The organism is Proteus penneri, assembly GCF_022369495.1.
GTDB lineage: Bacteria > Pseudomonadota > Gammaproteobacteria > Enterobacterales > Enterobacteriaceae > Proteus > Proteus penneri.
Genome location: NZ_CP059690.1, coordinates 3704997 through 3727417 on the forward strand (window position 1 = coordinate 3704997; position 22421 = coordinate 3727417).

General features: G+C 41.6%; 16 protein-coding genes, 2 tRNA genes and 2 rRNA genes. 13 read left to right on the forward strand and 7 right to left on the reverse strand.

Annotated elements, in window-relative coordinates:
- The first annotated feature begins 139 nt into the window (after window positions 1–139).
- From H1225_RS16775 to H1225_RS16790, 4 genes are all read left to right on the forward strand, one after another.
- Window positions 140–3315: ribosomal RNA gene (locus H1225_RS16775) — 23S ribosomal RNA — on the forward strand.
- A 209-nt stretch (window positions 3316–3524) separates the two neighbouring features.
- Window positions 3525–3640 (forward strand): 5S ribosomal RNA (rrf, locus tag H1225_RS16780).
- A gap of 50 nt (window positions 3641–3690) precedes the next feature.
- Window positions 3691–3767 (forward strand) — tRNA-Asp (locus H1225_RS16785).
- Between the two features lie 7 nt (window positions 3768–3774).
- Window positions 3775–3850 (forward strand) — tRNA-Trp (locus H1225_RS16790).
- A 243-nt stretch (window positions 3851–4093) separates the two neighbouring features.
- Here the strand turns inward: H1225_RS16790 and hdfR are convergent.
- The gene (gene hdfR, locus H1225_RS16795; RefSeq protein ID WP_109399710.1) at window positions 4094–4915 is read right to left on the reverse strand and encodes an HTH-type transcriptional regulator HdfR; all 822 of its coding nucleotides are present in this window, start codon (window positions 4913–4915) and stop codon (window positions 4094–4096) included.
- Between the two features lie 115 nt (window positions 4916–5030).
- Between hdfR and H1225_RS16800 the strand changes: the two genes are divergently transcribed.
- Window positions 5031–5369, forward strand: a complete 339-nt coding sequence (locus H1225_RS16800) for a MaoP family protein (RefSeq protein WP_072064627.1) — start codon at window positions 5031–5033, stop codon at window positions 5367–5369.
- Between the two features lie 45 nt (window positions 5370–5414).
- Here the strand turns inward: H1225_RS16800 and H1225_RS16805 are convergent, their stop codons facing one another.
- Window positions 5415–6947, reverse strand: a complete 1533-nt coding sequence (locus tag H1225_RS16805) for a YifB family Mg chelatase-like AAA ATPase (RefSeq protein ID WP_072064626.1) — start codon at window positions 6945–6947, stop codon at window positions 5415–5417.
- A 451-nt stretch (window positions 6948–7398) separates the two neighbouring features.
- Here H1225_RS16805 and ilvL point away from each other — a divergent pair, with 451 nt between their 5' ends.
- The 6 genes from ilvL to ilvA all read left to right on the forward strand — a co-directional run bounded on the left by ilvL (window position 7399) and on the right by ilvA (window position 13989).
- Complete coding sequence (ilvL, locus tag H1225_RS16810) at window positions 7399–7500, forward strand: ilv operon leader peptide (protein WP_072064625.1); 102 nt, start codon at window positions 7399–7401, stop codon at window positions 7498–7500.
- A gap of 130 nt (window positions 7501–7630) precedes the next feature.
- Window positions 7631–9280: an acetolactate synthase 2 catalytic subunit gene (ilvG, locus tag H1225_RS16815; RefSeq protein WP_161670970.1), complete on the forward strand. Its 1650-nt coding sequence runs from the start codon at window positions 7631–7633 to the stop codon at window positions 9278–9280.
- Window positions 9277–9552, forward strand: coding sequence for an acetolactate synthase 2 small subunit (gene ilvM / locus H1225_RS16820; RefSeq protein WP_072064623.1), 276 nt, complete (start codon window positions 9277–9279; stop codon window positions 9550–9552). The genes ilvG and ilvM overlap by 4 nt, the downstream gene beginning before the upstream one ends.
- Before the next feature lie 10 nt (window positions 9553–9562).
- Window positions 9563–10489 carry a branched-chain-amino-acid transaminase gene (gene ilvE, locus H1225_RS16825; protein WP_109396579.1) on the forward strand — a complete coding sequence of 309 codons (927 nt, stop codon included), beginning with the start codon at window positions 9563–9565 and terminating at the stop codon, window positions 10487–10489.
- A 72-nt stretch (window positions 10490–10561) separates the two neighbouring features.
- Entirely contained in the window at window positions 10562–12412 is a 1851-nt protein-coding gene (ilvD, locus tag H1225_RS16830; RefSeq protein WP_109847977.1) for a dihydroxy-acid dehydratase, read from the forward strand.
- A 2-nt stretch (window positions 12413–12414) separates the two neighbouring features.
- Complete coding sequence (gene ilvA, locus H1225_RS16835; protein WP_072064620.1) at window positions 12415–13989, forward strand: threonine ammonia-lyase, biosynthetic; 1575 nt, start codon at window positions 12415–12417, stop codon at window positions 13987–13989.
- Here ilvA and ilvY read toward each other — a convergent pair.
- Window positions 13975–14862, reverse strand: coding sequence for an HTH-type transcriptional activator IlvY (ilvY, locus tag H1225_RS16840; RefSeq protein WP_006535847.1), 888 nt, complete (start codon window positions 14860–14862; stop codon window positions 13975–13977). The two genes, ilvA and ilvY, sit on opposite strands and share 15 nt — an antisense overlap.
- Window positions 14863–15032: 170 nt before the next feature.
- On the opposite strand from ilvY, the gene ilvC reads away from it, so the two are divergent.
- Window positions 15033–16508, forward strand: a complete 1476-nt coding sequence (gene ilvC / locus H1225_RS16845; protein WP_006535846.1) for a ketol-acid reductoisomerase — start codon at window positions 15033–15035, stop codon at window positions 16506–16508.
- A gap of 258 nt (window positions 16509–16766) precedes the next feature.
- Here the strand turns inward: ilvC and H1225_RS16850 are convergent, their stop codons facing one another.
- Both H1225_RS16850 and H1225_RS16855 read right to left on the reverse strand, forming a co-directional pair.
- Window positions 16767–17036: a type II toxin-antitoxin system YafQ family toxin gene (locus tag H1225_RS16850; protein WP_006535845.1), complete on the reverse strand. Its 270-nt coding sequence runs from the start codon at window positions 17034–17036 to the stop codon at window positions 16767–16769.
- Complete coding sequence (locus tag H1225_RS16855; RefSeq protein WP_004253075.1) at window positions 17037–17285, reverse strand: hypothetical protein; 249 nt, start codon at window positions 17283–17285, stop codon at window positions 17037–17039.
- Window positions 17286–17457: 172 nt separating this feature from the next.
- On the opposite strand from H1225_RS16855, the gene rep reads away from it, so the two are divergent.
- A complete protein-coding gene (gene rep / locus H1225_RS16860; protein WP_115065027.1) occupies window positions 17458–19482 on the forward strand; it encodes a DNA helicase Rep in 2025 nt (674 codons plus the stop codon).
- 75 nt (window positions 19483–19557) lie between these two features.
- Here rep and gppA read toward each other — a convergent pair whose 3' ends face one another.
- The gene (gene gppA, locus H1225_RS16865) at window positions 19558–21066 is read right to left on the reverse strand and encodes a guanosine-5'-triphosphate,3'-diphosphate diphosphatase (protein WP_109847974.1); all 1509 of its coding nucleotides are present in this window, start codon (window positions 21064–21066) and stop codon (window positions 19558–19560) included.
- A 3-nt stretch (window positions 21067–21069) separates the two neighbouring features.
- Window positions 21070–22374 (reverse strand): ATP-dependent RNA helicase RhlB, encoded by a 1305-nt coding sequence (rhlB, locus tag H1225_RS16870; RefSeq protein ID WP_072064616.1) that lies wholly within the window; start codon window positions 22372–22374, stop codon window positions 21070–21072.
- Window positions 22375–22421 lie beyond the last annotated feature (47 nt).

A 22421-nucleotide genomic window follows, 5' to 3' on the forward strand; every position in this document is an offset into this window, starting at 1 on the left:
CAGTTCGAGGCGGCCAGCGCACAGCCAGCGCAACATACATAAGTATGTGAGCATGGCGAGCACTGCCCAACGACGAAATGTAATCTGCGCAGCCATCACCACCCAGATGTCTTCAAGAAAAGACACCTTCGGGTTGTGAGGTTAAGCGAATAAGCGTACACGGTGGATGCCTAGGCAATCAGAGGCGATGAAGGACGTGCTAATCTGCGATAAGCGTCGGTAAGGTGATATGAACCGTTATACCCGACGATTTCCGAATGGGGAAACCCAATATCCCATGGATATTATCCTGACATGAATACATAGTGTTAGGAAGCGAACCGGGAGAACTGAAACATCTCAGTACCCCGAGGAAAAGAAATCAACCGAGATTCCCCTAGTAGCGGCGAGCGAACGGGGAACAGCCCAGAGTCTTAATCAATGGCAGCATCAGGAGAACGGTCTGGAAAGTCCGGCAGTAAAGGGTGATAGCCCCGTATCCGAAGATGCTGTTATTGTGAACTCGACGAGTAGGGCGGGACACGTGTTATCCTGTCTGAATATGGGGGGACCATCCTCCAAGGCTAAATACTCCTGATTGACCGATAGTGAACCAGTACCGTGAGGGAAAGGCGAAAAGAACCCCGGCGAGGGGAGTGAAAAAGAACCTGAAACCGTGTACGTACAAGCAGTAGGAGCCCCATCACTCAAGTGCCTCGCACTGAGTGATTGGCAAAACCACTCGAAAACAGCGCAGCATTTACCTACAAAATGGGGTGATTTTTTCAAGCCGTCGCGCAGTGTACATAGAAGTACACGAGCAACGGAAGTTAAAAAATCGCGCCAGTTTGACAGTAAAAGCAAGCGGGACATTTGAGGATGGGGTGACTGCGTACCTTTTGTATAATGGGTCAGCGACTTATATTCTGTAGCAAGGTTAACCGTATAGGGGAGCCGTAGGGAAACCGAGTCTTAACTGGGCGAATAAGTTGCAGGGTATAGACCCGAAACCCGGTGATCTATCCATGGGCAGGTTGAAGGTTGGGTAACACTAACTGGAGGACCGAACCGACTAATGTTGAAAAATTAGCGGATGACTTGTGGATGGGGGTGAAAGGCCAATCAAACCGGGAGATAGCTGGTTCTCCCCGAAAGCTATTTAGGTAGCGCCTCGTGAACTCATCTTCGGGGGTAGAGCACTGTTTCGACTAGGGGGTCATCCCGACTTACCAACTCGATGCAAACTGCGAATACCGAAGAATGTTATCACGGGAGACACACGGCGGGTGCTAACGTCCGTCGTGAAGAGGGAAACAACCCAGACCGCCAGCTAAGGTCCCAAAGTCATGGTTAAGTGGGAAACGAAGTGGGAAGGCTCAGACAGCCAGGATGTTGGCTTAGAAGCAGCCATCATTTAAAGAAAGCGTAATAGCTCACTGGTCGAGTCGGCCCGCGCGGAAGATGTAACGGGGCTAAACCATGCACCGAAGCTGCGGCAGCGAACGTATCACTTAAATTTGTTTGTGATGAACCGATTGACGGAACGAAGTGACGTCAATGCGTCCATCAAAGTCGAGGCGAAAGCGAGATTAAGCGAATTTAAGGATACGTTCGTTGGGTAGGGGAGCGTTCTGTAAGCCTGCGAAGGTGTACTGTGAGGTATGCTGGAGGTATCAGAAGTGCGAATGCTGACATAAGTAACGATAATGCGGGTGAAAAACCCGCACGCCGGAAGACCAAGGGTTCCTGTCCAACGTTAATCGGGGCAGGGTGAGTCGACCCCTAAGGCGAGGCTGAAAAGCGTAGTCGATGGGAAACGGGTTAATATTCCCGTACTGGTGGTAACTGCGATGGGGGAACGGAGAAGGCTAGGTTGTCCGGGCGACGGTCGTCCCGGTTCAAGCATGTAGGCAGAGTGATTAGGCAAATCCGGTCACTTAATGCTGAGGTGTGATGACGAGCCACTAAGGTGGTGAAGCAATTGATGCCCTGCTTCCAGGAAAAGCCTCTAAGCTTCAGGTTACCAACAATCGTACCCCAAACCGACACAGGTGGTCAGGTAGAGAATACTCAGGCGCTTGAGAGAACTCGGGTGAAGGAACTAGGCAAAATGGTGCCGTAACTTCGGGAGAAGGCACGCTGGCGGTAAGTGAAGTCCCTTGCGGACGGAGCCGAAGCCAGTCGAAGATACCAGCTGGCTGCAACTGTTTATTAAAAACACAGCACTGTGCAAACACGAAAGTGGACGTATACGGTGTGACGCCTGCCCGGTGCTGGAAGGTTAATTGATGGGGTTATCCTTAGGAGAAGCTCTTGATCGAAGCCCCAGTAAACGGCGGCCGTAACTATAACGGTCCTAAGGTAGCGAAATTCCTTGTCGGGTAAGTTCCGACCTGCACGAATGGCGTAATGATGGCCAGGCTGTCTCCACCCGAGACTCAGTGAAATTGAACTCGCTGTGAAGATGCAGTGTACCCGCGGCAAGACGGAAAGACCCCGTGAACCTTTACTATAGCTTGACACTGAACATTGAGCCTTGATGTGTAGGATAGGTGGGAGACTATGAAGTGTGGACGCCAGTCTGCATGGAGTCAACCTTGAAATACCACCCTTTAACGTTTGATGTTCTAACCTAGGCCCATAATCTGGGTCGGGGACCGTGTCTGGTGGGTAGTTTGACTGGGGCGGTCTCCTCCTAAAGAGTAACGGAGGAGCACGAAGGTTGGCTAAGCATGGTCGGACATCATGCGGTTAGTGCAAAGGCATAAGCCAGCTTGACTGTGAGAGTGACGGCTCGAGCAGGTACGAAAGTAGGTCTTAGTGATCCGGTGGTTCTGAATGGAAGGGCCATCGCTCAACGGATAAAAGGTACTCCGGGGATAACAGGCTGATACCGCCCAAGAGTTCATATCGACGGCGGTGTTTGGCACCTCGATGTCGGCTCATCACATCCTGGGGCTGAAGTAGGTCCCAAGGGTATGGCTGTTCGCCATTTAAAGTGGTACGCGAGCTGGGTTTAGAACGTCGTGAGACAGTTCGGTCCCTATCTGCCGTGGGCGTTGGAAGATTGAGAGGGGTTGCTCCTAGTACGAGAGGACCGGAGTGAACGCACCACTGGTGTTCGGGTTGTCATGCCAATGGCATTGCCCGGTAGCTAAGTGCGGAAGAGATAACCGCTGAAAGCATCTAAGCGGGAAACTTGCCTCAAGATGAGTCTTCCCTGTCACCTTGAGTGACCTAAAGGAACGTTTAAGACTAAGACGTTGATAGGCTGGGTGTGTAAGCGTAGCGATACGTTGAGCTAACCAGTACTAATGAACCGTGAGGCTTAACCTGACAACACCGAAGGTGTTTTGTCTGAGAGACAAAGATGAATGAAGTAGGCTTGTTTAAGATTGAATATTGCTGGCGACTAACCGAAAGGAAAGAAGCGGGTAATAAAATCGACCAGTTTGTCTGGAACAAACTGGAACAGTGCGGAGCACTGGCCCCAAAGGGGTGAGTCTCAGGAAGAGACGAATAATTAAAGAATTTGAAGAATTCTGCTTGGCGGCCATAGCGCAGCGGTCCCACCTGATCCCATGCCGAACTCAGAAGTGAAACGTTGTAGCGCCGATGGTAGTGTGGGGTCTCCCCATGTGAGAGTAGGGAACTGCCAAGCATCAATTAAAGCGTTAATGTTAAATAACATTAATCGCGAAAAGAATACGCGGAGCGGTAGTTCAGTTGGTTAGAATACCTGCCTGTCACGCAGGGGGTCGCGGGTTCGAGTCCCGTCCGTTCCGCCAACTATTTAGGGGCGTAGTTCAATTGGTAGAGCACCGGTCTCCAAAACCGGGTGTTGGGAGTTCGAGCCTCTCCGCCCCTGCCAATTACCAATTAAGTAATAACAAAATTTATACTTCTTTGTAGCCCAGTTAATTAACTGGGCTTTTTGTTATCTATTCTCAATATTTATTTCACTATATTCCCATCGATTGATCTATCAATATGCTGATTTTACTAACATTTATCAATAATATTTCCTGTAATATGTAATGAAAATTCTAGAGTAAAGCTTAATTCCAAGGGTGATTTGTTAATGCTATGAATACATATAGAATGGATTTAAGCTTTATTGATGATTTACCGGTTGTTTTAATAATTGTTGTATCAATACTTGTTGATCACTAGTATTTAGCCAAACCGCAAATAAAGGTTTTTGAATAATTTCTGTTGAGGCTGGTGCTAGATCTGAATAGAGATCGAGCCAATGTGTAGGTAGGAATGCAACTGCTTGTGTTGTTTTCATTAACTGATAAGCAACCATTGCAGAATTAGTGGTTAAAATAGGGTCAATCTTTTGCACTTCACTATTAGGAAGAAAAGGCTGAAAATCAGCACTCCATTCAATTTTGATAAATTGTACTATTTTCTCTGTTTTATTTGATGCTATTTTCATCAACTGAAAAGTAATATCACCAATAATTTTACTTTCTAATTCATCCATCTTGGGTGCTTCAGTTGTAAAAAGAAGGTCTAGTTCTCTTGCATGAAGTTGTTTTACAAGAGACTGCCGTGTAGAGACTCTAGATTCGATTCTAAGCTCTTTTCTTTCTAAATAAGACTCCTGTAACCAAGATGTTAGATATGCTTCCCAGAGTGATGCTGTGGCGCCAATTGATAGCTCTGAATGTTGAGAAGCATGGCTAATCTCTTTTTTAGCAAGAAGCCATGTATTCATTAACGATTCAGCATAGGGGACTAGCCTTTCACCCGCGGCAGTTAAACGAATATTATTACGATGGCGAGTAAACAGATTTGTGCCTAGTTGTGTTTCCAATTGTCGTATTCTAAAACTAACCGCAGACTGCGTTAAATAAAGAGATTCAGCGGCTCGTCCAAAGTGTCTAGTCTTACTGACTTCCAAAAAGGTTTTCAGTAATTCGGTATCCACATCTATCTCCAAAAAAATTTGTCGTTACGATTTAAATATTTTGTTTTACAGAACCGCATGACTATCTAATACTCCGCGCCATAAGTATGACGATAGAGAATTAGGAGTGTGTCAGATGGCAGAAAGTTTTATCACGACTAATCGTTTTTTTGACAATAAACATTATCCGCGTGGTTTTTCTCGTCATGGCGATTTCACTATCAAGGAATCCCAGATATTGGAACGTCATGGTCAAGCCTTTAATGAGCTTGATTTAGGCAAACGAGAGCCTATAACTGAAGCGGAAAAATTATTTGTTGCCATGTGTCGTGGCGAACGAGAAGCAGCAACAATCGAAGAAAAAATTTGGAAGAAATATACTAGTCGTATAAGTCGTCCAAAACGTTTTCATACATTATCGGGTGGAAAGCCACAGCTCGATCCATCTGATGACTATACCGATTCTGATGATTAATATCATTAGTTTTAGTAAAAAGGAGCGTTTTTTCGCTCCTTTTATTTACCCATCTAATTGTTTTTGTAAATAGATCATTAATCTATCCATTGCACGAAAACTTAAAGCTTCAATCAAGTGATTTCTCTGTATTTTCTCTTCATTTTCGAGATCTGCAATAGTCCTCGATACTCTTAAAATTTTGTGCCAAGCTCGTATCGATAGTCCTAATTTATTAAGCGTATCTTCAAGAAAAGTGGCATCACTGGTATTTAATGAGCAATAGCTTTCAATCTCTTTTCCAGTTAGATAAGTATTCACTTTTCCACATCGTGAAAATTGTCTTTCTCTAGCCTTTAGAACTCGTTCTCTAATTGTTGAACTATTTTCAGTGGTAAATGTAGGATGAATAAGCGAACCTTGAGGAAGAAGTGGCATTTCGACAGATAAATCAAACCTATCTAAAAAAGGTCCAGAAACCTTGCTTAAATAGCGCAGGATCTGTTTTATTGGTACTCGATTATGATTACCTTGATAATGCCCTGTTGGGCTTGGGTTTAATGCACCGACCAATAATACATTAGCAGGGTAGCTTATTTTAGCTTTTGCGCGTGAAATAGTAATTTCTCTAGCGTCTAGAGGTTCACGTAATGCATCAAGTACACGACGCTCAAATTCTGGCAATTCATCTAAAAATAAAATACCGTGATGCGCTAATGTAATTTCTCCAGGTTTAGGAAGAGAGCCACCTCCCGTTAAAGCAACAGCAGAGGAAGTATGATGTGGGGCTCTAAATGGTCTTGTAGGCCACTTTCTTTCATTAAATGTCAGACCTCTTAAGCTACTAATGATTAATACATCAAGTGCTTCTTTAGCCGTTAAAGGAGGAAGAAGCGTAGTTATCCTTTGTGCTAACATTGTTTTTCCTGTTCCTGGAGGCCCAAGAAATAAAATATTGTGATTTCCTGCTGCTGTAATTTCTGCTGCTCTTTTTGCATTATTTTGACCAATTATATCGCTCATATCTTTATTATCTTGATTTTCAATTTCATCGTTAATAATAAAGCTTTCTGTTTCAATTAATGGCGTATTATTTTCTAGATGATGACAAATTTCTAAAAGATGAGAGGCTAATAAAGCAGATCTATTGGGTAATAATGAAACTTCAGTTTGATGTTCTATTGATACAATGCATATTCGATGATCTTTTGAAGCGCTAAGGATTGAAGGAATAACGGCATTAACTCGTTGTAATTTTCCAGAAAGTGCAAGTTCTCCAATAAACTCATAACACTCTAATTTATTTGATTTTAATTGCTCGGATGCAATTAATATTGCTAGTGCAATAGGTAAATCATAACGTGCACCTTCTTTGGGTAAATCGGCCGGTGAAAGATTAATCGTTATTCTTTTTGCAGGATAAGTATATCCGCTATTAATTAATGCACTTCTTACTCTATCTTTTGCTTCTTTTACAACAGTTTCAGGTAATCCAACTAATGTTAATCCAGGTAATCCCTGACTAATATGTGCCTCGATAGTAATAAGCGGAGCTGATATTCCTAAAGAAGCACGTGTATATATTATTGCTAATGCCATTTTTTATTCTCCATTATTTTTTTCTTTTTAAATTATTTTTTCTTTTGTGTTAAATAAAGAATTAAATAAATGCGAGATATCTCAAGAATAATTCAAATCATTGAAATATAACAGTTAATTTTTTAAATAATTAATTTAATAAATTAATATAAATATAATGAAAAATGTTATTGATTCTTAACTTGGAATAATAAAATTTAATAGTAGAAAAAACAAAATAACGTGTTCTTTCTTGGTATTAATAACTATAAAACAAATGGTTTATAGATTAAAACTCTGTCGTGTGTTTGTGATATAAAAAAACATATGAAATTCATTATGTTAGATTTTTTTTTAAAATAAACATTGTCAATTCTAAAATATCATGATAACTCTAAAAGGAAAGAGTGAAAGAAAGCACAACACAACATTACAAATATACATTTTAAATAAGAAAAGAAGTTATAAAACTATGAATACTATCGTCCTAGTGATTAGCCTAATTATTATCAGCGTGGTGGTGATTATTAACCCACCGTGCGGGGCTGCACTAGGACGAAGAAAGGCTAACTAAACTAGCCGGATCTCTTAAAAACCCCCGCACCGAAAGGCGCGGGGGTTTTTTTTGAGCCAGAGTTTGAAAAAGAGATGAAATAGAAAATAAATTTAAATTAAACAAGAAGTTAAGATGGCAGGGTGAAAGAATGAATGGAGCACAGTGGTTAGTACAGGCATTACGAAAACATCAAGTCGAGACAGTCTTTGGTTATCCTGGCGGTGCGATCATGCCTGTTTACGATGCTCTTTATGATGGCGGTGTTGAACATATCTTATGTCGCCATGAACAAGGTGCTGCAATTGCTGCGATTGGTTTTGCTCGCGCTACGGGGACAACAGGTATTTGTATCGCGACATCAGGCCCAGGCGCTACTAATGTTATCACTGGACTTGCTGATGCATTGTTAGATTCTGTGCCTGTTGTTGCTATCACTGGACAAGTTGCTTCCGATTTGATTGGTACTGACGCATTCCAAGAAATAGATGTTTTAGGTCTTTCGTTGGCATGTACTAAACACAGTTTTTTAGTCTCATCTGTTGATGAATTACCTAGAGTGTTATCAGAGGCATTTTCTATAGCCTCTCAAGGTCGTCCCGGCCCCGTTTTAATCGATATCCCGAAAGATGTTCAATTAGCCGATGCTTCCCATTTATCAAATTATGAATTACCAGAAGAGCAAGAATTTCCTTACCCAACACAAGAAATAGCACAAGCTAAGCAGATGTTAGCACAGGCACAAAAACCTATTTTGTATGTAGGTGGTGGCGTTGCCATGAGTAATGCAGTGGAAACGTTAAGAGAATTTGTGAAGCAAACAGAAATACCCGTTGTTTCTACTTTAAAAGGGCTAGGTTGTGCTGATGCATCAAATGCCAACTATCTAGGCATGCTTGGTATGCATGGCACTAAAGCGGCAAATTATGCTGTTCAGCGTAGTGATTTATTAATTGCTATTGGTGCACGTTTTGATGATCGCGTGACAGGGCGATTAAATACTTTTGCACCTAATGCCAAAGTTATCCATATCGATATCGACCATGCAGAATTAAATAAATTAAAACAAGCTCATGTTGCGTTATTGGGGGATGCTAAGGTGTTGTTGCCTGTTTTGTCTCAGCCATTATCTATCGCATCTTGGCAACAAGAAGTACAAGCATTAAAAACAGAACATGCTTGGCGTTATGATCATCCGGGCTCTGCGATTTATGCCCCTTTATTATTAAAACAATTATCAGACGCCAAACCTAAAAATACCGTTGTGACAACAGATGTTGGTCAGCATCAAATGTGGTCGGCGCAACATATGACATTTGATGCACCTGAAAATTTTATTACTTCAAGTGGTTTAGGCACCATGGGATTTGGTATCCCTGCGGCCGTAGGCGCTCAAATTGCTAGACCTGACGCTTGTGTTATCTGCGTATCTGGTGATGGCTCTTTTATGATGAATGTGCAGGAACTGGGCACAATTAAACGTAAACAATTACCTATCAAATTGGTGTTATTAGATAACCAACGTCTTGGTATGGTTCGTCAATGGCAAGAGTTGTTTTTTGAACAACGTTATAGCGAAACAATTTTAACAGATAACCCTGACTTTGTTGCCTTAGCCAAAGCGTTTGATATCCCTGGGCAACGTATCACAGAAAAAGCACAAGTTGCTGATGCAATAAAATGTTTATTAGAGAGCGATGGTCCTTACTTATTACAGGTATCTATCGATGACGCAGAAAATGTCTGGCCTTTAGTCCCGCCGGGCGCAAGTAATGATGAGATGATGGAGAAATCAAAATGAACCAACACAATATCACAATTGAAGCCCGTTTTTGTCCAGAGATCTTAGAACGTATCCTGAGAGTTATTCGTCATCGTGGTTTTCATATATGCTCAATGAATATGAATATCACAGAGAGCAACAATATTAACTTAAGCCTGACGGTGAGTAGTCAGCGACCATTAGAACTTCTGTGCAGCCAGTTAACAAAATTAGCTGATGTTGCAGGTATTCAAGTATTACATCAACAGAAAGAAAAATTACGATTCATGAATGCACTAAGTGCCATGTAAGGATAAAAGAATGACAAAGCAAGCTGATTATATTTGGTTTAACGGTGAAATGGTTCCATGGGCTGAGGCAAAGGTTCATGTGATGTCTCACGCATTGCATTATGGTACTTCCGTATTTGAAGGTGTGCGTTGTTACAATTCTCATAAAGGTCCTGTGGTATTTCGCCATCGTGAGCATATGCAACGTTTACATGACTCAGCCAAAATCTACCGTATGCCTGTTGAGCAAAGTGTTGATGAGTTAATGGAAGCATGTCGTGAAACCTTACGTAAAAACAAATTAGTCAGTGCTTATATTCGTCCATTAGTTTTTATTGGAGATGTCGGCATGGGGGTTAATCCGCCAGCAGGTTATAAAACAGATGTAATCATTGCTGCATTCCCATGGGGAGCCTATCTCGGTGAAGAAGCTTTAGATAAAGGTATTGATGCAATGGTTTCTTCTTGGCATCGCGCTGCACCGAATACTATTCCAACTGCAGCAAAAGCGGGTGGTAACTATTTATCTTCACTATTAGTGGGAAGCGAAGCTCGCCGTCATGGTTATCAAGAAGGAATTGCACTAGATGTTCATGGTTATTTATCAGAAGGTGCAGGTGAAAACCTATTTGAAGTAAAAGATGGTGTTATTTTTACGCCTCCATTTACTTCATCAGCACTACCGGGGATCACGCGTGATGCCATCATCAAATTAGCAAAAGATCTCGGTTATGAGGTGCGTGAACAAGTACTTTCTCGTGAATCACTTTATCTTGCCGATGAAGTCTTTATGTCAGGTACCGCTGCAGAGATAACGCCAGTACGTAGTGTTGATGGTATTCAAGTAGGTATCGGGCGCTGTGGTCCTGTGACTAAATCAATTCAAAAAGCCTTCTTTGGACTGTTTACGGGTGAGACAGAAGATAAATACGGCTGGTTAGATCCAATCAATTCATAAACATAATCAAATAAATTTATTTAGCGGGTAGATCGTTCCCTGCTCGCTTTTTTTATCGCAGGAGTGTGAAAAATGCCTAAATACCGTTCAGCAACAACGACACATGGTCGTAATATGGCTGGAGCCCGTGCCTTATGGCGTGCAACGGGAATGACTGATGCTGATTTTGGTAAACCCATTATCGCTGTTGTGAACTCATTTACGCAATTTGTACCAGGTCATGTGCATCTGCGGGATTTAGGAAAACTCGTTGCTGAGCAAATTGAAGCAGCGGGTGGTGTTGCTAAAGAATTTAATACCATTGCAGTTGATGACGGTATCGCAATGGGACACGGTGGCATGCTTTACTCTTTGCCATCGCGTGAACTTATTGCTGACTCTGTTGAATATATGGTTAATGCGCACTGTGCTGATGCGATGGTGTGTATCTCAAACTGCGACAAGATCACGCCAGGAATGTTAATGGCGTCTTTACGTTTGAATATCCCTGTTATTTTTGTTTCGGGTGGCCCTATGGAAGCGGGTAAAACGAAGCTTTCAGATCAACTGATCAAATTAGATCTGGTTGATGCCATGATCCAAGGGGCGAATCCAAATGTCAGCGATGCTGATAGTGAGCAAATCGAACGATCTGCTTGCCCGACATGTGGATCGTGTTCGGGTATGTTCACCGCAAACTCCATGAACTGTTTAACAGAAGCACTGGGATTATCTCAGCCCGGAAATGGCTCATTATTAGCGACACATGCAGATCGTGAAACGCTGTTTATCAATGCAGGCAAGCGTATTGTTGAATTAACCAAACGCTATTATGAAAAAGATGATGAGTCTGCATTACCACGCAATATCGCTAAAAAAGAAGCCTTTGAAAATGCGATGATCTTGGATATTGCAATGGGTGGCTCAACAAATACGGTTCTGCATTTATTGGCTGCCGCGCAAGAAGGTGGGGTTGATTTCACCATGGAAGATATCGACAGACTTTCTCGCCAAGTACCTCATTTATGTAAAGTGGCACCAAGTACACAAAAATATCATATGGAAGATGTTCACCGCGCTGGTGGCGTTATGGGTATTTTAGGTGAGTTAGACAGAGCAGGATTACTCAATCGCAATGTTAATAATATCTTAGGGTTAAGTTTGCCAGAAACATTGTCGCAATATGATGTGATGTTAACACAAGATGAGCAAGTAAAATCGATGTTCAAAGCAGGCCCCGCAGGTATTCGTACAACGAAAGCTTTTTCACAAAATTGTCGTTGGCCAACTTTAGATACAGATCGTGAAAATGGCTGTATCCGTAGCAAAGAACATGCTTATAGCCAAGATGGTGGATTAGCCGTGCTATCAGGAAATTTAGCGGAAGATGGCTGTATTGTTAAAACGGCGGGTGTTGATGAAGATAACTTAATTTTTAGTGGTCCCGCAAAAGTGTATGAAAGCCAAGATGATGCAGTAGAGGCTATCTTAGGTGGCAAAGTCGTGGCAGGCGATGTGGTAATTATCCGCTATGAAGGCCCTAAAGGTGGTCCTGGTATGCAAGAGATGTTGTATCCAACCTCTTATTTAAAATCAATGGGATTAGGGAAAGCTTGTGCACTTATCACTGACGGGCGTTTCTCTGGTGGAACATCGGGTTTATCTATCGGGCATGTGTCACCTGAAGCGGCAAATGGTGGCGTGATTGGTTTAGTGGAAGAAGGCGATATTGTTTCTATCAATATTCCAACCCGCGAGATCTCATTAAAGGTGGATGATAAAACGTTATCAGCTCGTCGTGATGCACAAAATGCTCGCGGTAATAAAGCGTGGACACCACAAAATAGGCAGCGCCAAGTTTCCTTTGCTTTACGTGCTTACGCCTCTTTAGCCACCAGTGCCGATAAAGGTGCGGTGCGTGATAAATCTAAGTTAGGGGGCTAAGAATGGCTGCCTTTAGACCTTTAAATTCAGCGCCAAGCAGCGCTGAATATTTAAAAGCGGCGCTGAGCGCACCTGTTTATGAAGCCGCAATAGTCACTCCGCTTCAAGAGATGACAAAAATATCTGAACGTTTAGAAAATACGATTTTAGTTAAGCGAGAAGATAGACAACCCGTTCATAGCTTTAAATTACGTGGTGCTTATACCATGATTGCAGGGTTGACTCCTGAGCAAAAAGCGAAAGGTGTCGTGACGGCATCAGCGGGGAACCACGCGCAAGGTGTTGCGTTGTCAGCTAATCGAATGGGAGTAAAAGCACTCATTGTGATGCCAGTGGCAACAGCAGATATTAAAGTTGATGCTGTTCGCCAATTTGGTGGAGAAGCATTGCTTTATGGTGCCAATTTTGATGAAGCAAAAGCAAAAGCTATCGCGCTATCTGAAGAGATGGGATACACCTTTGTTCCGCCTTTTGATCATCCCGCAGTCATTGCAGGGCAGGCAACACTGGCAATGGAACTCTTACAACAAGATGTTCATCTTGATCGTATTTTCGTACCTGTTGGTGGTGGTGGTTTAATTGCTGGAGTTGCCGTATTAATCAAACAGCTTATGCCAGAAATTAAGGTAATAGGTGTTGAAGCTGAAGATGCTGCATGCTTAAAAGCAGCATTAGAGGCAGGGCATCCCGTTGAATTAGCAAGAGTGGGATTATTTGCTGAAGGTGTTGCGGTTAAACGTATCGGTGATGAAACGTTCCGTTTATGCCAAAAATATGTTGATGATGTTATCACAGTGGATAGTGATGCAATTTGTGCCGCAGTAAAAGATTTATTTGAAGATGTACGTGCGATTGCAGAGCCTTCAGGCGCATTGGCATTAGCAGGACTTAAAAAATACGTAGAACAGCATCAAATCAAAGGTGAGCGCCTTGCGCATGTGCTTTCCGGTGCAAATGTGAATTTTCATGGCTTACGCTATGTTTCTGAACGCTGTGAGCTCGGTGAAAAACGTGAAGCGCTATTAGCGGTGACTATTCCTGAACAGAAAGGAAGTTTCTTACGTTTTTGTCAGATCTTAGGTCAACGTGTTGTTACTGAGTTTAATTATCGTTATAGCGATGCTGATCCTGAAAATGCACGTATTTTTGTCGGTGTACGTTTAAGTCAAGGACTCGCAGAGCGTAAAGAAATTTTACGTGAACTCACGGTTGCGGGTTATCAAGTGGCTGATCTTTCTGACGATGAAATGGCAAAACTTCATGTGCGTTATATGGTCGGGGGGCGCCCTAATAAGCCACTTAAAGAACGCCTATTTAGTTTTGAATTTCCAGAATCTCCGGGCGCTTTAATGAAGTTTCTAAAAACATTAGGGACTTATTGGAATATCACATTATTCCACTATCGTAGTCATGGCACTGATTACGGGCGTGTGCTGGTAGCGTTTGAACTCCCTGAAACGCAAGGGCGTTTTGAGCGACATTTAGATGACTTGGGTTATGAGTATCATGATGAGACAGGAAATCCTTCTTTTCAGTTATTCCTGTCACCACAAACGACTAGTTTAGTTGTGGAGTAATCGCCAAAAAGCATTGATCACTGGCTCTTGAAGGCGTTTGTGTAATGCGCAAACGCCTAACTCGAAAGGTTCTACCATTGAAATATTATCCAATGAAGAGATGCGATTACGAACGGGCTCTGGGCAATTATCAACGACAACTTGTGGAATAAGTGCAATACCACAACCTAATGCAACCATTGAAACAATCGCTTCATGTCCCGAAACCGTCGCATAAATTGAGGGATTATGGATACGATGGCGCTTAAACCATAGCGCGATCCGTTGTCTTGATGGGCCATGTTCAGGAATGATAAACGGAATATTAAGCCAATCGGGCTTCTCTTGCGTTGCAAGATGGCGAACATTGCAAGGCAGAGCGGGCGCAATCAGCACTAATGGGATTTCACCTATTTTTTCAAAACAGATATTTTCAGGAAGTTTTTCAGGTTTTCCTGCGATACCTAAATCAGCTTCATCAGATAGCACTTTATCGACGGCATCAGCCGCATCTCCAGTGGTGAGCTTTATTTCAACTAATGGATTTTCTGCACGAAAACGGTCAAGAATAGGCGGTAAATGGCTGTAAGCCGCTGTTACAGAACAAAATAGTCGTAGTTCACCAGAAAGGCTTGGGCTATTTTGGTTTAGCGTATGTTTCAGTTGCTTATATTGCAACAGAGTTTGTTGAGCATAGCGCTTTAATTGTTCGCCTGCATCAGTGAGAGTGACTTGTCGGTTATCACGTAAAAACAGTGGGTGACCTAAGCTTTCTTCAAGGCGTTGAATTTGGCGTGAGAGCGTGGAAGGGCTGACATGCATTGCTTGTGCCGTTTTAGTGAAGTGACAACTTTCAGCTAAATGTAGGAAGAGTTTGAGATCTCGAATATCCATTGTCACCCACCTTAGGTGCTAAAAAAGAACGTTGCATTTTTTGCAACACTATCTTGTAAATATATCAATTTAAGCAATGGCTTTCATCCCCTATAGTAAAGTCATGCAACACCTCACAGAGAGTGAGGATAATAACAGCAAACACATACACAACGATTTTGGAGTCCCTCATGGCAAATTATTTTAATACATTGAATCTGCGTCAGCAGTTGTCGCAATTGGGTAAATGTCGCTTTATGTCGCGCGAAGAATTTGCTGATGAAGCAAATTACCTGAAAGGCAGAAAAGTCGTTATCGTTGGTTGTGGCGCACAAGGCCTTAACCAAGGTTTAAATATGCGTGATTCAGGCTTGAATATCGCCTATGCCTTACGCCAAGAAGCGATTGATGAGAAACGTGCATCATGGCGTCGTGCTACCGAAAACGGTTTTGAGGTTGGAACCTATGAAGCGTTGATCCCTCAAGCAGATTTAGTTGTTAACTTAACACCAGACAAACAACACTCAGCGGTTGTTCAAGCGGTTCAACCGCTGATGAAATCAGGTGCAGCATTAGGTTATTCTCATGGTTTTAATATCGTTGAAGTGGGCGAAAAAATTCGTGATGACATCACCGTTGTTATGGTTGCACCAAAATGTCCGGGCACAGAAGTTCGTGAAGAATATAAACGTGGTTTTGGTGTTCCAACACTGATTGCCGTTCACCCTGAAAATGATGCAAAAGGTGAAGGTATGGCCATTGCGAAAGCATGGGCTGCGGCAACAGGTGGTCATCGTGCCGGTGTTTTAGAGTCCTCTTTCGTTGCTGAAGTAAAATCAGACTTAATGGGAGAGCAAACCATTCTGTGCGGTATGTTACAAGCAGGCTCTCTGTTATGTTATGACAAAATGGTTGCCGATGGTGTTGAACCAGGCTATGCAGGTAAGTTGATTCAGTTTGGTTGGGAAACGATTACAGAAGCACTGAAGCAAGGTGGTATCACCTTGATGATGGATAGATTATCTAACCCAGCGAAAATGCGCGCTTATGCATTATCAGAGCAACTGAAAGAGATCATGGCTCCACTGTTTGCAAAACACATGGATGATATCATTTCAGGTAAATTCTCTGAAACGATGATGGCAGACTGGGCAAATGATGATAAAAACTTGCTGACATGGCGTGAAGAGACAGGAGCTAGCGCATTTGAAAATTATCCTGAATATGAGGGTAAAATCAGTGAGCAAGAGTACTTTGATCATGGTGTATTAATGGTTGCAATGGTTAAAGCGGGTGTTGAGTTAGCTTTTGATACGATGATTGAAGCGGGTATCTTTGCTGAGTCAGCTTATTATGAATCACTGCATGAGTTGCCATTAATCGCGAATACCATCGCTCGTAAGCGTTTATATGAAATGAACGTGGTTATCTCAGATACGGCAGAATATGGTAACTATCTGTTCTCGTTTGCTGTTGTTCCTATGCTGAAAGAGTTTATGACAACATTGCAATCTGGCGATTTAGCGAAGAAAGTTCAAGATAATGGAACCGATAATGCACAATTACGTGATATCAATGAAGCCATTCGTCAGCACCCAATTGAAGCTGTAGGTAAAACATTGCGCGGGTATATGACGGATATGAAGAAGATTGCTGTCGGCAACTAATTTTTCGTCGCTCTTTACGTGATAAGTGCGTTGGCTACACTCGGTTACCCAAGCCACATACTGATGTATGCTCCTTGGGATAACCTCTTTTGTCGCCTTCTTCTCACGCAAATAGCTTAGAAAAATAAGTGCTAATATATTTTAAATGATAAAACAGAATATAAGTTTATTATCTTGAAATAGATAGCTTAGAAAAATAAGTGCTAAATATATCTTAAAAAGATAAAACCACATATCTATCAATTTGATATGTGGTTTTTATTTAAATAAATCAGAATGTGAGCCAGTTCTGTCGAAATGAACAGTATCATTGTCTATTTTATAAATAAGTAGCCAATCAGGTTCGATATGAAGATCTCGACGAGGCTTCCAGTTTCCTGTTAATGGATGATCTTTCAATTGAGCAGGTAGTCGCTTTCCTTGCACTAATAGTAATATAATCTCTTTTAGTTTATTAATATCCTTTCCTCGTTTTTCTGCGAGTTTTAAGTCTTCTTTAAATTGTCCTGAATAACTCACTTTTCGCATTTAGATATCCAATTTTTTGAATAAATCATGGGCATCTTCAGCATAAAAAACATCATCACCTTTATCTGTTTTTGCAAAAGTGTTTAATGTTTTTTCATTTGGTTGTGTTTGATTACTTTCCACATAAACTCGAATGAGATCTCTTAAGATTTGAGAGGCTGGTCTGTGTTTATTTCGAGCTATTGCAACAAAAGCCTCTTTGAGCTCTATATCAACTTTAGTGGCTATTAATTCGCTTTTTATACTCATAATATACACCTCCATATTTGTTTGAATATTATACAAAGTAAAACTTTATTAAACAAGGTTAAACTTCCTTTACCTAGAGAAATAATGCTCAAAAAACTGAACCATTTTCTTATGCGCTTTCTGCTACAATTGTCTCCCGTTATGTTCTTGGCTAATGAAGTGTGGAAAACCTATGCGATTAAATCCTGGTCAACAAAAAGCAGTAGAATATGTGTCAGGCCCTTGTTTGGTCTTGGCAGGAGCAGGATCGGGAAAAACACGGGTTATTACTCATAAAATTGCACACCTTATTCGTCAATGCCAATACCCAGCAAAGCAAATTGCAGCGGTGACGTTTACCAATAAAGCAGCACGTGAAATGAAAGAGCGTGTCGCTCAAACTTTAGGTCGACAAGAAGCAAAAGGATTAATGATCTCAACGTTCCATACATTGGGGTTGGAAATTATTAAACGTGAATATAAAGCGTTAGGGATTAAAGCTAAATTTTCATTATTTGATGATCAAGACCAGTCTGCACTACTCAAAGAATTAACCGCTGATTTATTAGAAGAAGATAAAGATTTGCTTTCTCAGTTAAAGAGCCAAATTTCTAATTGGAAAAACGATATGCTCACGCCAGAGCAAGCAATTGGAATGGCGAGATCGCAACAAGATCATACTTTTGCCGAATGTTTTCGACGTTATGAGCAACATCTGCGTAGTTGTAACGTGCTCGACTTTGATGACTTAATTAGCCGACCAACCCTATTATTGCGCACAAATGAAGAAGTCAGAGAGCGCTGGCAAAGACGCATCCGCTATTTGCTGGTGGATGAATATCAAGATACGAATACCAGCCAATATGAATTGGTCAAATGGTTGGTCGGTGAAAGGGCTCGCTTTACGGTTGTCGGTGATGATGACCAATCCATTTATTCTTGGCGTGGTGCTCGACCTCAAAATTTAGTGTTATTACAAAAAGATTTTCCACAACTTAATGTCATTAAGCTTGAGCAAAACTATCGCTCTTCTGGACGTATTTTAAAATCAGCGAATATCTTGATTGAAAATAATCCCCATGTCTTTGAAAAACGACTATTTTCAGAGTTAGGTTATGGTGATGAACTGCGCGTTTTAACGGCGAATAATGAAGAGCATGAAGCCGAACGTGTTGCGGGTGAATTAATTGCGCATCACTTTATTAATAAAACTAATTATAAGGATTATGCGATCCTTTATCGTGGTAACCATCAGTCTCGTATTTTTGAAAAGTACTTGATGCAAAATCGCATTCCTTATCGTATTTCAGGTGAAACCTCTTTTTTCTCACGAGAAGAGATCAAAGATATTCTGGCCTATTTACGAGTCATTGTTAATCCTGATGATGATGCGGCATTTTTGCGTATTGTGAACAAGCCTCGTCGTGAAATCGGGCCCATGACGATCCAAAAGTTAGGTGAGTGGGCAAAAGTTCGAGATAAAAGCTTATACAATGCCTGTTTTGATTTAGGGTTAAGCCAAACATTAACAGGTCGAGGCTTGAATTCATTACACGCATTTTCACAATGGATGTCGCGTATAGTACAAAAATCAGAACGAGAGCCACTATTAGCTGTACGTGATTTATTGCATGAAATGGATTATGAAAGTTGGTTATATGAAACCTCAAGCAGTGCGAAAGCTGCAGAAATGAGGATGAAAAATATTAATCAGCTATTTTTATGGATGAGTGAAATGCTTGAAGGTGATGAATTACATGAACCTATGACGCTTTCCCAAGTCGTTAACCGGTTTACCCTGCGTGATATGATGGAGCGAGGAGAAACAGAAGAAGAATTAGATCAAGTTCAGTTAATGACATTACATGCCTCTAAAGGTCTTGAATTTCCTCATGTATTTTTAGTGGGAATGGAAGAAGGGATATTGCCACACCAAAGTAGTATTGATGAAGATAATGTAGAAGAAGAAAGACGTCTTGCTTATGTGGGCATTACTCGAGCACAAAAAACACTCACGTTTACGTTATGTAAAGAACGACGTCAATACGGTGAATTAATCAAACCTGATCCAAGCCGTTTTCTTTATGAGTTACCTCAAGATGATTTGAATTGGGATACTAATAAAAAGAAAGTGTTAAGTGCAGAGGAAAAACAAGAGAAAGGCCAAAAAGGTGTTGCAGGATTAAGAGCTATGCTGGCAAGGCATAAACCGCAATAGCATAAAAATGGTAGATAAAATGCCCCCTTGGCCTATTGATCTCCAAGAGGGTTTTATTTTTGTATAAGTAAAAAGTTAGCTTATACGAGAGCTATTTTGTTCTTCAATCATTAAAGACCAATGTACATAACTCTGTAATTGGATCTCTTCTTGGAGATTTTCAGCTCGTAACGGGTGCTCATTAAGCCATTGATATGGCAATGTAATAATGAGTGTTTCATCGACAGTGCGTAATCGTAATGCTGGGAGCGTATCATCTCGGCGACGACTAGCAAAAATGATGGCTAATCGCAGTAAACGCACTAGTCGATTGGCTTGAGTTATCGGTAGGGCATTTTGATGATTAAGAGGTGCAAGATCGATGATCCCTGTTTGGTTTTTTAGCAAAGAAGCTAATAGACGTCGTTGGGCCGGAGTGTATCCTGGTAAATCAAGATGAGAGATCAGATAGCTTGCATGTGAAGGTGCTTGGCGGAAATCGACACTTAGGCCAATTTCATGTAATGCACAGGCACTATTAAGCAACTCACGGCAACGATTATCTAATTGCCAATGCTTACTGACTTGGATAAAAAAGTGTTCTGCCAGTTGTTGAACTCGATGTGCTTGCTCAATATCAATTTGAAACCGGCGCTGGACATTACGAAGAGTACGTTGGCGGATATCTTGCTCAATAGGAAGATGCAACATTCCATAGACTAAGCCCTCTCGTAATGCACCACCTGCTAAGATCATATTGTCAATATGCAGTGTTTCAAATATGGCGATTAAGATAGCAAGTCCACTCGGAAACACTAAGGCTCGTTCAAAAGTAAGTCCTTCAATTTCCAGCTCTTCGAGTTTTCCACACTCAATGGCTTTGTGTTTGAGCCGCTCAAGCTTAGGTAAGGTGATTAATTCATCCATACCTTGAGCAATCATGATCTCTTGCAACGCTTGTACAGTACCAGAGGCGCCTACACACACTTGCCAGCCTTGCTCGATTAATTTATCCGCCACTGGGGCGAGTATCGCTTTGGCTGCGTCTTGTGCTTTAGCAAAATTTTCTTGAGTTAAAGAACGATCAGTAAAATAGCGCTCTAACCAAGTGACACAGCCCATACTTAAGCTCATTAATTGCGTCGTTTTAGCGCCCGTACCTGTCACCAGTTCTGTGCTGCCACCACCAATATCGACGACTAAACGTTGCTCTGCACCACCTGTAGTATGTGCAACGCCACGATAGATAAGGCGTGCTTCTTCCTCACCACTAATAACATGAACAGTATTGCCTAATATTTCAGACGCTTTTGCGACAAAAATATCTGCATTTTTAGCAATGCGTAATGTGGCTGTTGCGACGACTCTGATTTGTTCAGTTGGAATATCACGTAGATATTCAGAAAAAAGTCGTAAACATTGCCAACCGCGTTCCATTGCCTGCTCTGACAATTCATTTTCACTATTTAGGCCAGCAGCAAGTCGAACTTTACGTTTCACGCGGGAAAGGACTTGTATAGAGCCCGCGATTTCTCGAACGACTAACATATGAAAACTGTTAGAACCTAAATCAATAGCAGCATAAAGTGATGAGGATTTCAGCATAATTTATGGATGACTCGGGCGTTTATTTCGGTTGTTACGTTGAGTATTATTTCCTCTATTATTTCGCACTGACGCATTATTGCGACGAGGCTGACCTTGTCGAGGACGGTGACGGCGTTTTGGCTCAGGAAGATCAGTTAATAACGCATCACTATTATATTTACTCACAGGAATAGCGTGTTGAATATAAGTTTCAATTGCAGGTAAATTCAGGGCATATTCTTCACATGCAAGGCTGATTGAGTTACCACTATTTCCAGCACGTCCTGTTCTACCAATACGGTGAACATAGTCTTCACAATCATCAGGTAAATCATAGTTAAAAACATGAGTTACTGAAGGAATATGAAGACCTCTAGCGGCAACGTCAGTGGCAACCAGAATATCAAGATTACCTTGGGTAAAATCTTCTAAAATGCGTAGACGTTTTTTCTGAGGTACATCACCGGTTAATAAACCAACGCGGTGTCCATCGGCGACAAGGTGTGCCCAAATGTCGTCACAACGATGTTTTGTATTGGCGAAAATAATACAGCGATCTGGCCATTCTTCTTCAATTAATGTTTGAAGAAGACGCATTTTCTCTTCATTTGAAGGATAAAAGAGTTCTTCTTTTATGCTAAAACCTGTTTTTTGTTCAGGTTCAACTTCAACATATTCAGGATTATTCATCTGCTCAAAAGCCAGTTCTCTTACACGGTAAGAAAGCGTTGCAGAGAACAGCATATTCATACGCTCAGCGGCAACTGGCATACGGCGGAAGATCCAACGAATATCTTTAATAAAGCCGAGATCGTACATTCTGTCAGCTTCATCAAGTACCACAACTTGGATTGCGTTAAGGTTAATATGTCCTTGCTTAACGTAGTCAATTAAACGACCTGTTGTGCCAATAACAATATCGACACCATTACTTAATACTTTGAGTTGTTCGTCATAGCCATCGCCACCGTAGGCGAGGCCCATTTTAATTCCTGTACTTTGCGCAAGCTCTTTAGCATCAGAATAAATCTGCACGGCTAATTCGCGTGTTGGCGCCATAATAAGTGCACGAGGTTGATTGGTTTCATGCCCTTCTTTAGTAGGGTGTGTTAAAAGATAATGAAACGTTGAGGTTAAAAACGCCAACGTTTTTCCTGTTCCTGTTTGGGCTTGCCCGGCAATGTCTTGACCTTTCACAGTGATAGGTAACGTCAATGCCTGAATTTGTGTACAATTAGAGAACCCTTTTTTTTCAAGGGCTTCTATCACTTTTGGATGCAAGGCGAAGTCGGAAAACTTCTTTTCTGTCAAATATGTTTTGCTCATAATGTAATAGAATATCAGTTATAGGTTGCATTACAAAAGTTTATCCG

Bases quoted from the DNA above. Each gene is read 5' to 3' on its own strand.
- ilvG (WP_161670970.1), top strand. From the start codon at position 7,631: ATGAATGGAGCACAGTGGTTAGTACAGGCATTACGAAAACATCAAGTC.
- rep (WP_115065027.1), top strand. From the start codon at position 17,458: ATGCGATTAAATCCTGGTCAACAAAAAGCAGTAGAATATGTGTCAGGC.
- ilvD (WP_109847977.1), top strand. From the start codon at position 10,562: ATGCCTAAATACCGTTCAGCAACAACGACACATGGTCGTAATATGGCT.
- H1225_RS16805 (WP_072064626.1), bottom strand. From the start codon at position 6,947: ATGGCATTAGCAATAATATATACACGTGCTTCTTTAGGAATATCAGCT.
- rhlB (WP_072064616.1), bottom strand. From the start codon at position 22,374: ATGAGCAAAACATATTTGACAGAAAAGAAGTTTTCCGACTTCGCCTTG.
- ilvY (WP_006535847.1), bottom strand. From the start codon at position 14,862: ATGGATATTCGAGATCTCAAACTCTTCCTACATTTAGCTGAAAGTTGT.
- ilvE (WP_109396579.1), top strand. From the start codon at position 9,563: ATGACAAAGCAAGCTGATTATATTTGGTTTAACGGTGAAATGGTTCCA.
- H1225_RS16850 (WP_006535845.1), bottom strand. From the start codon at position 17,036: ATGCGAAAAGTGAGTTATTCAGGACAATTTAAAGAAGACTTAAAACTC.
- H1225_RS16800 (WP_072064627.1), top strand. From the start codon at position 5,031: ATGGCAGAAAGTTTTATCACGACTAATCGTTTTTTTGACAATAAACAT.
- ilvL (WP_072064625.1), top strand. From the start codon at position 7,399: ATGAATACTATCGTCCTAGTGATTAGCCTAATTATTATCAGCGTGGTG.
- ilvC (WP_006535846.1), top strand. From the start codon at position 15,033: ATGGCAAATTATTTTAATACATTGAATCTGCGTCAGCAGTTGTCGCAA.
- gppA (WP_109847974.1), bottom strand. From the start codon at position 21,066: ATGCTGAAATCCTCATCACTTTATGCTGCTATTGATTTAGGTTCTAAC.
- H1225_RS16855 (WP_004253075.1), bottom strand. From the start codon at position 17,285: ATGAGTATAAAAAGCGAATTAATAGCCACTAAAGTTGATATAGAGCTC.
- ilvA (WP_072064620.1), top strand. From the start codon at position 12,415: ATGGCTGCCTTTAGACCTTTAAATTCAGCGCCAAGCAGCGCTGAATAT.
- ilvM (WP_072064623.1), top strand. From the start codon at position 9,277: ATGAACCAACACAATATCACAATTGAAGCCCGTTTTTGTCCAGAGATC.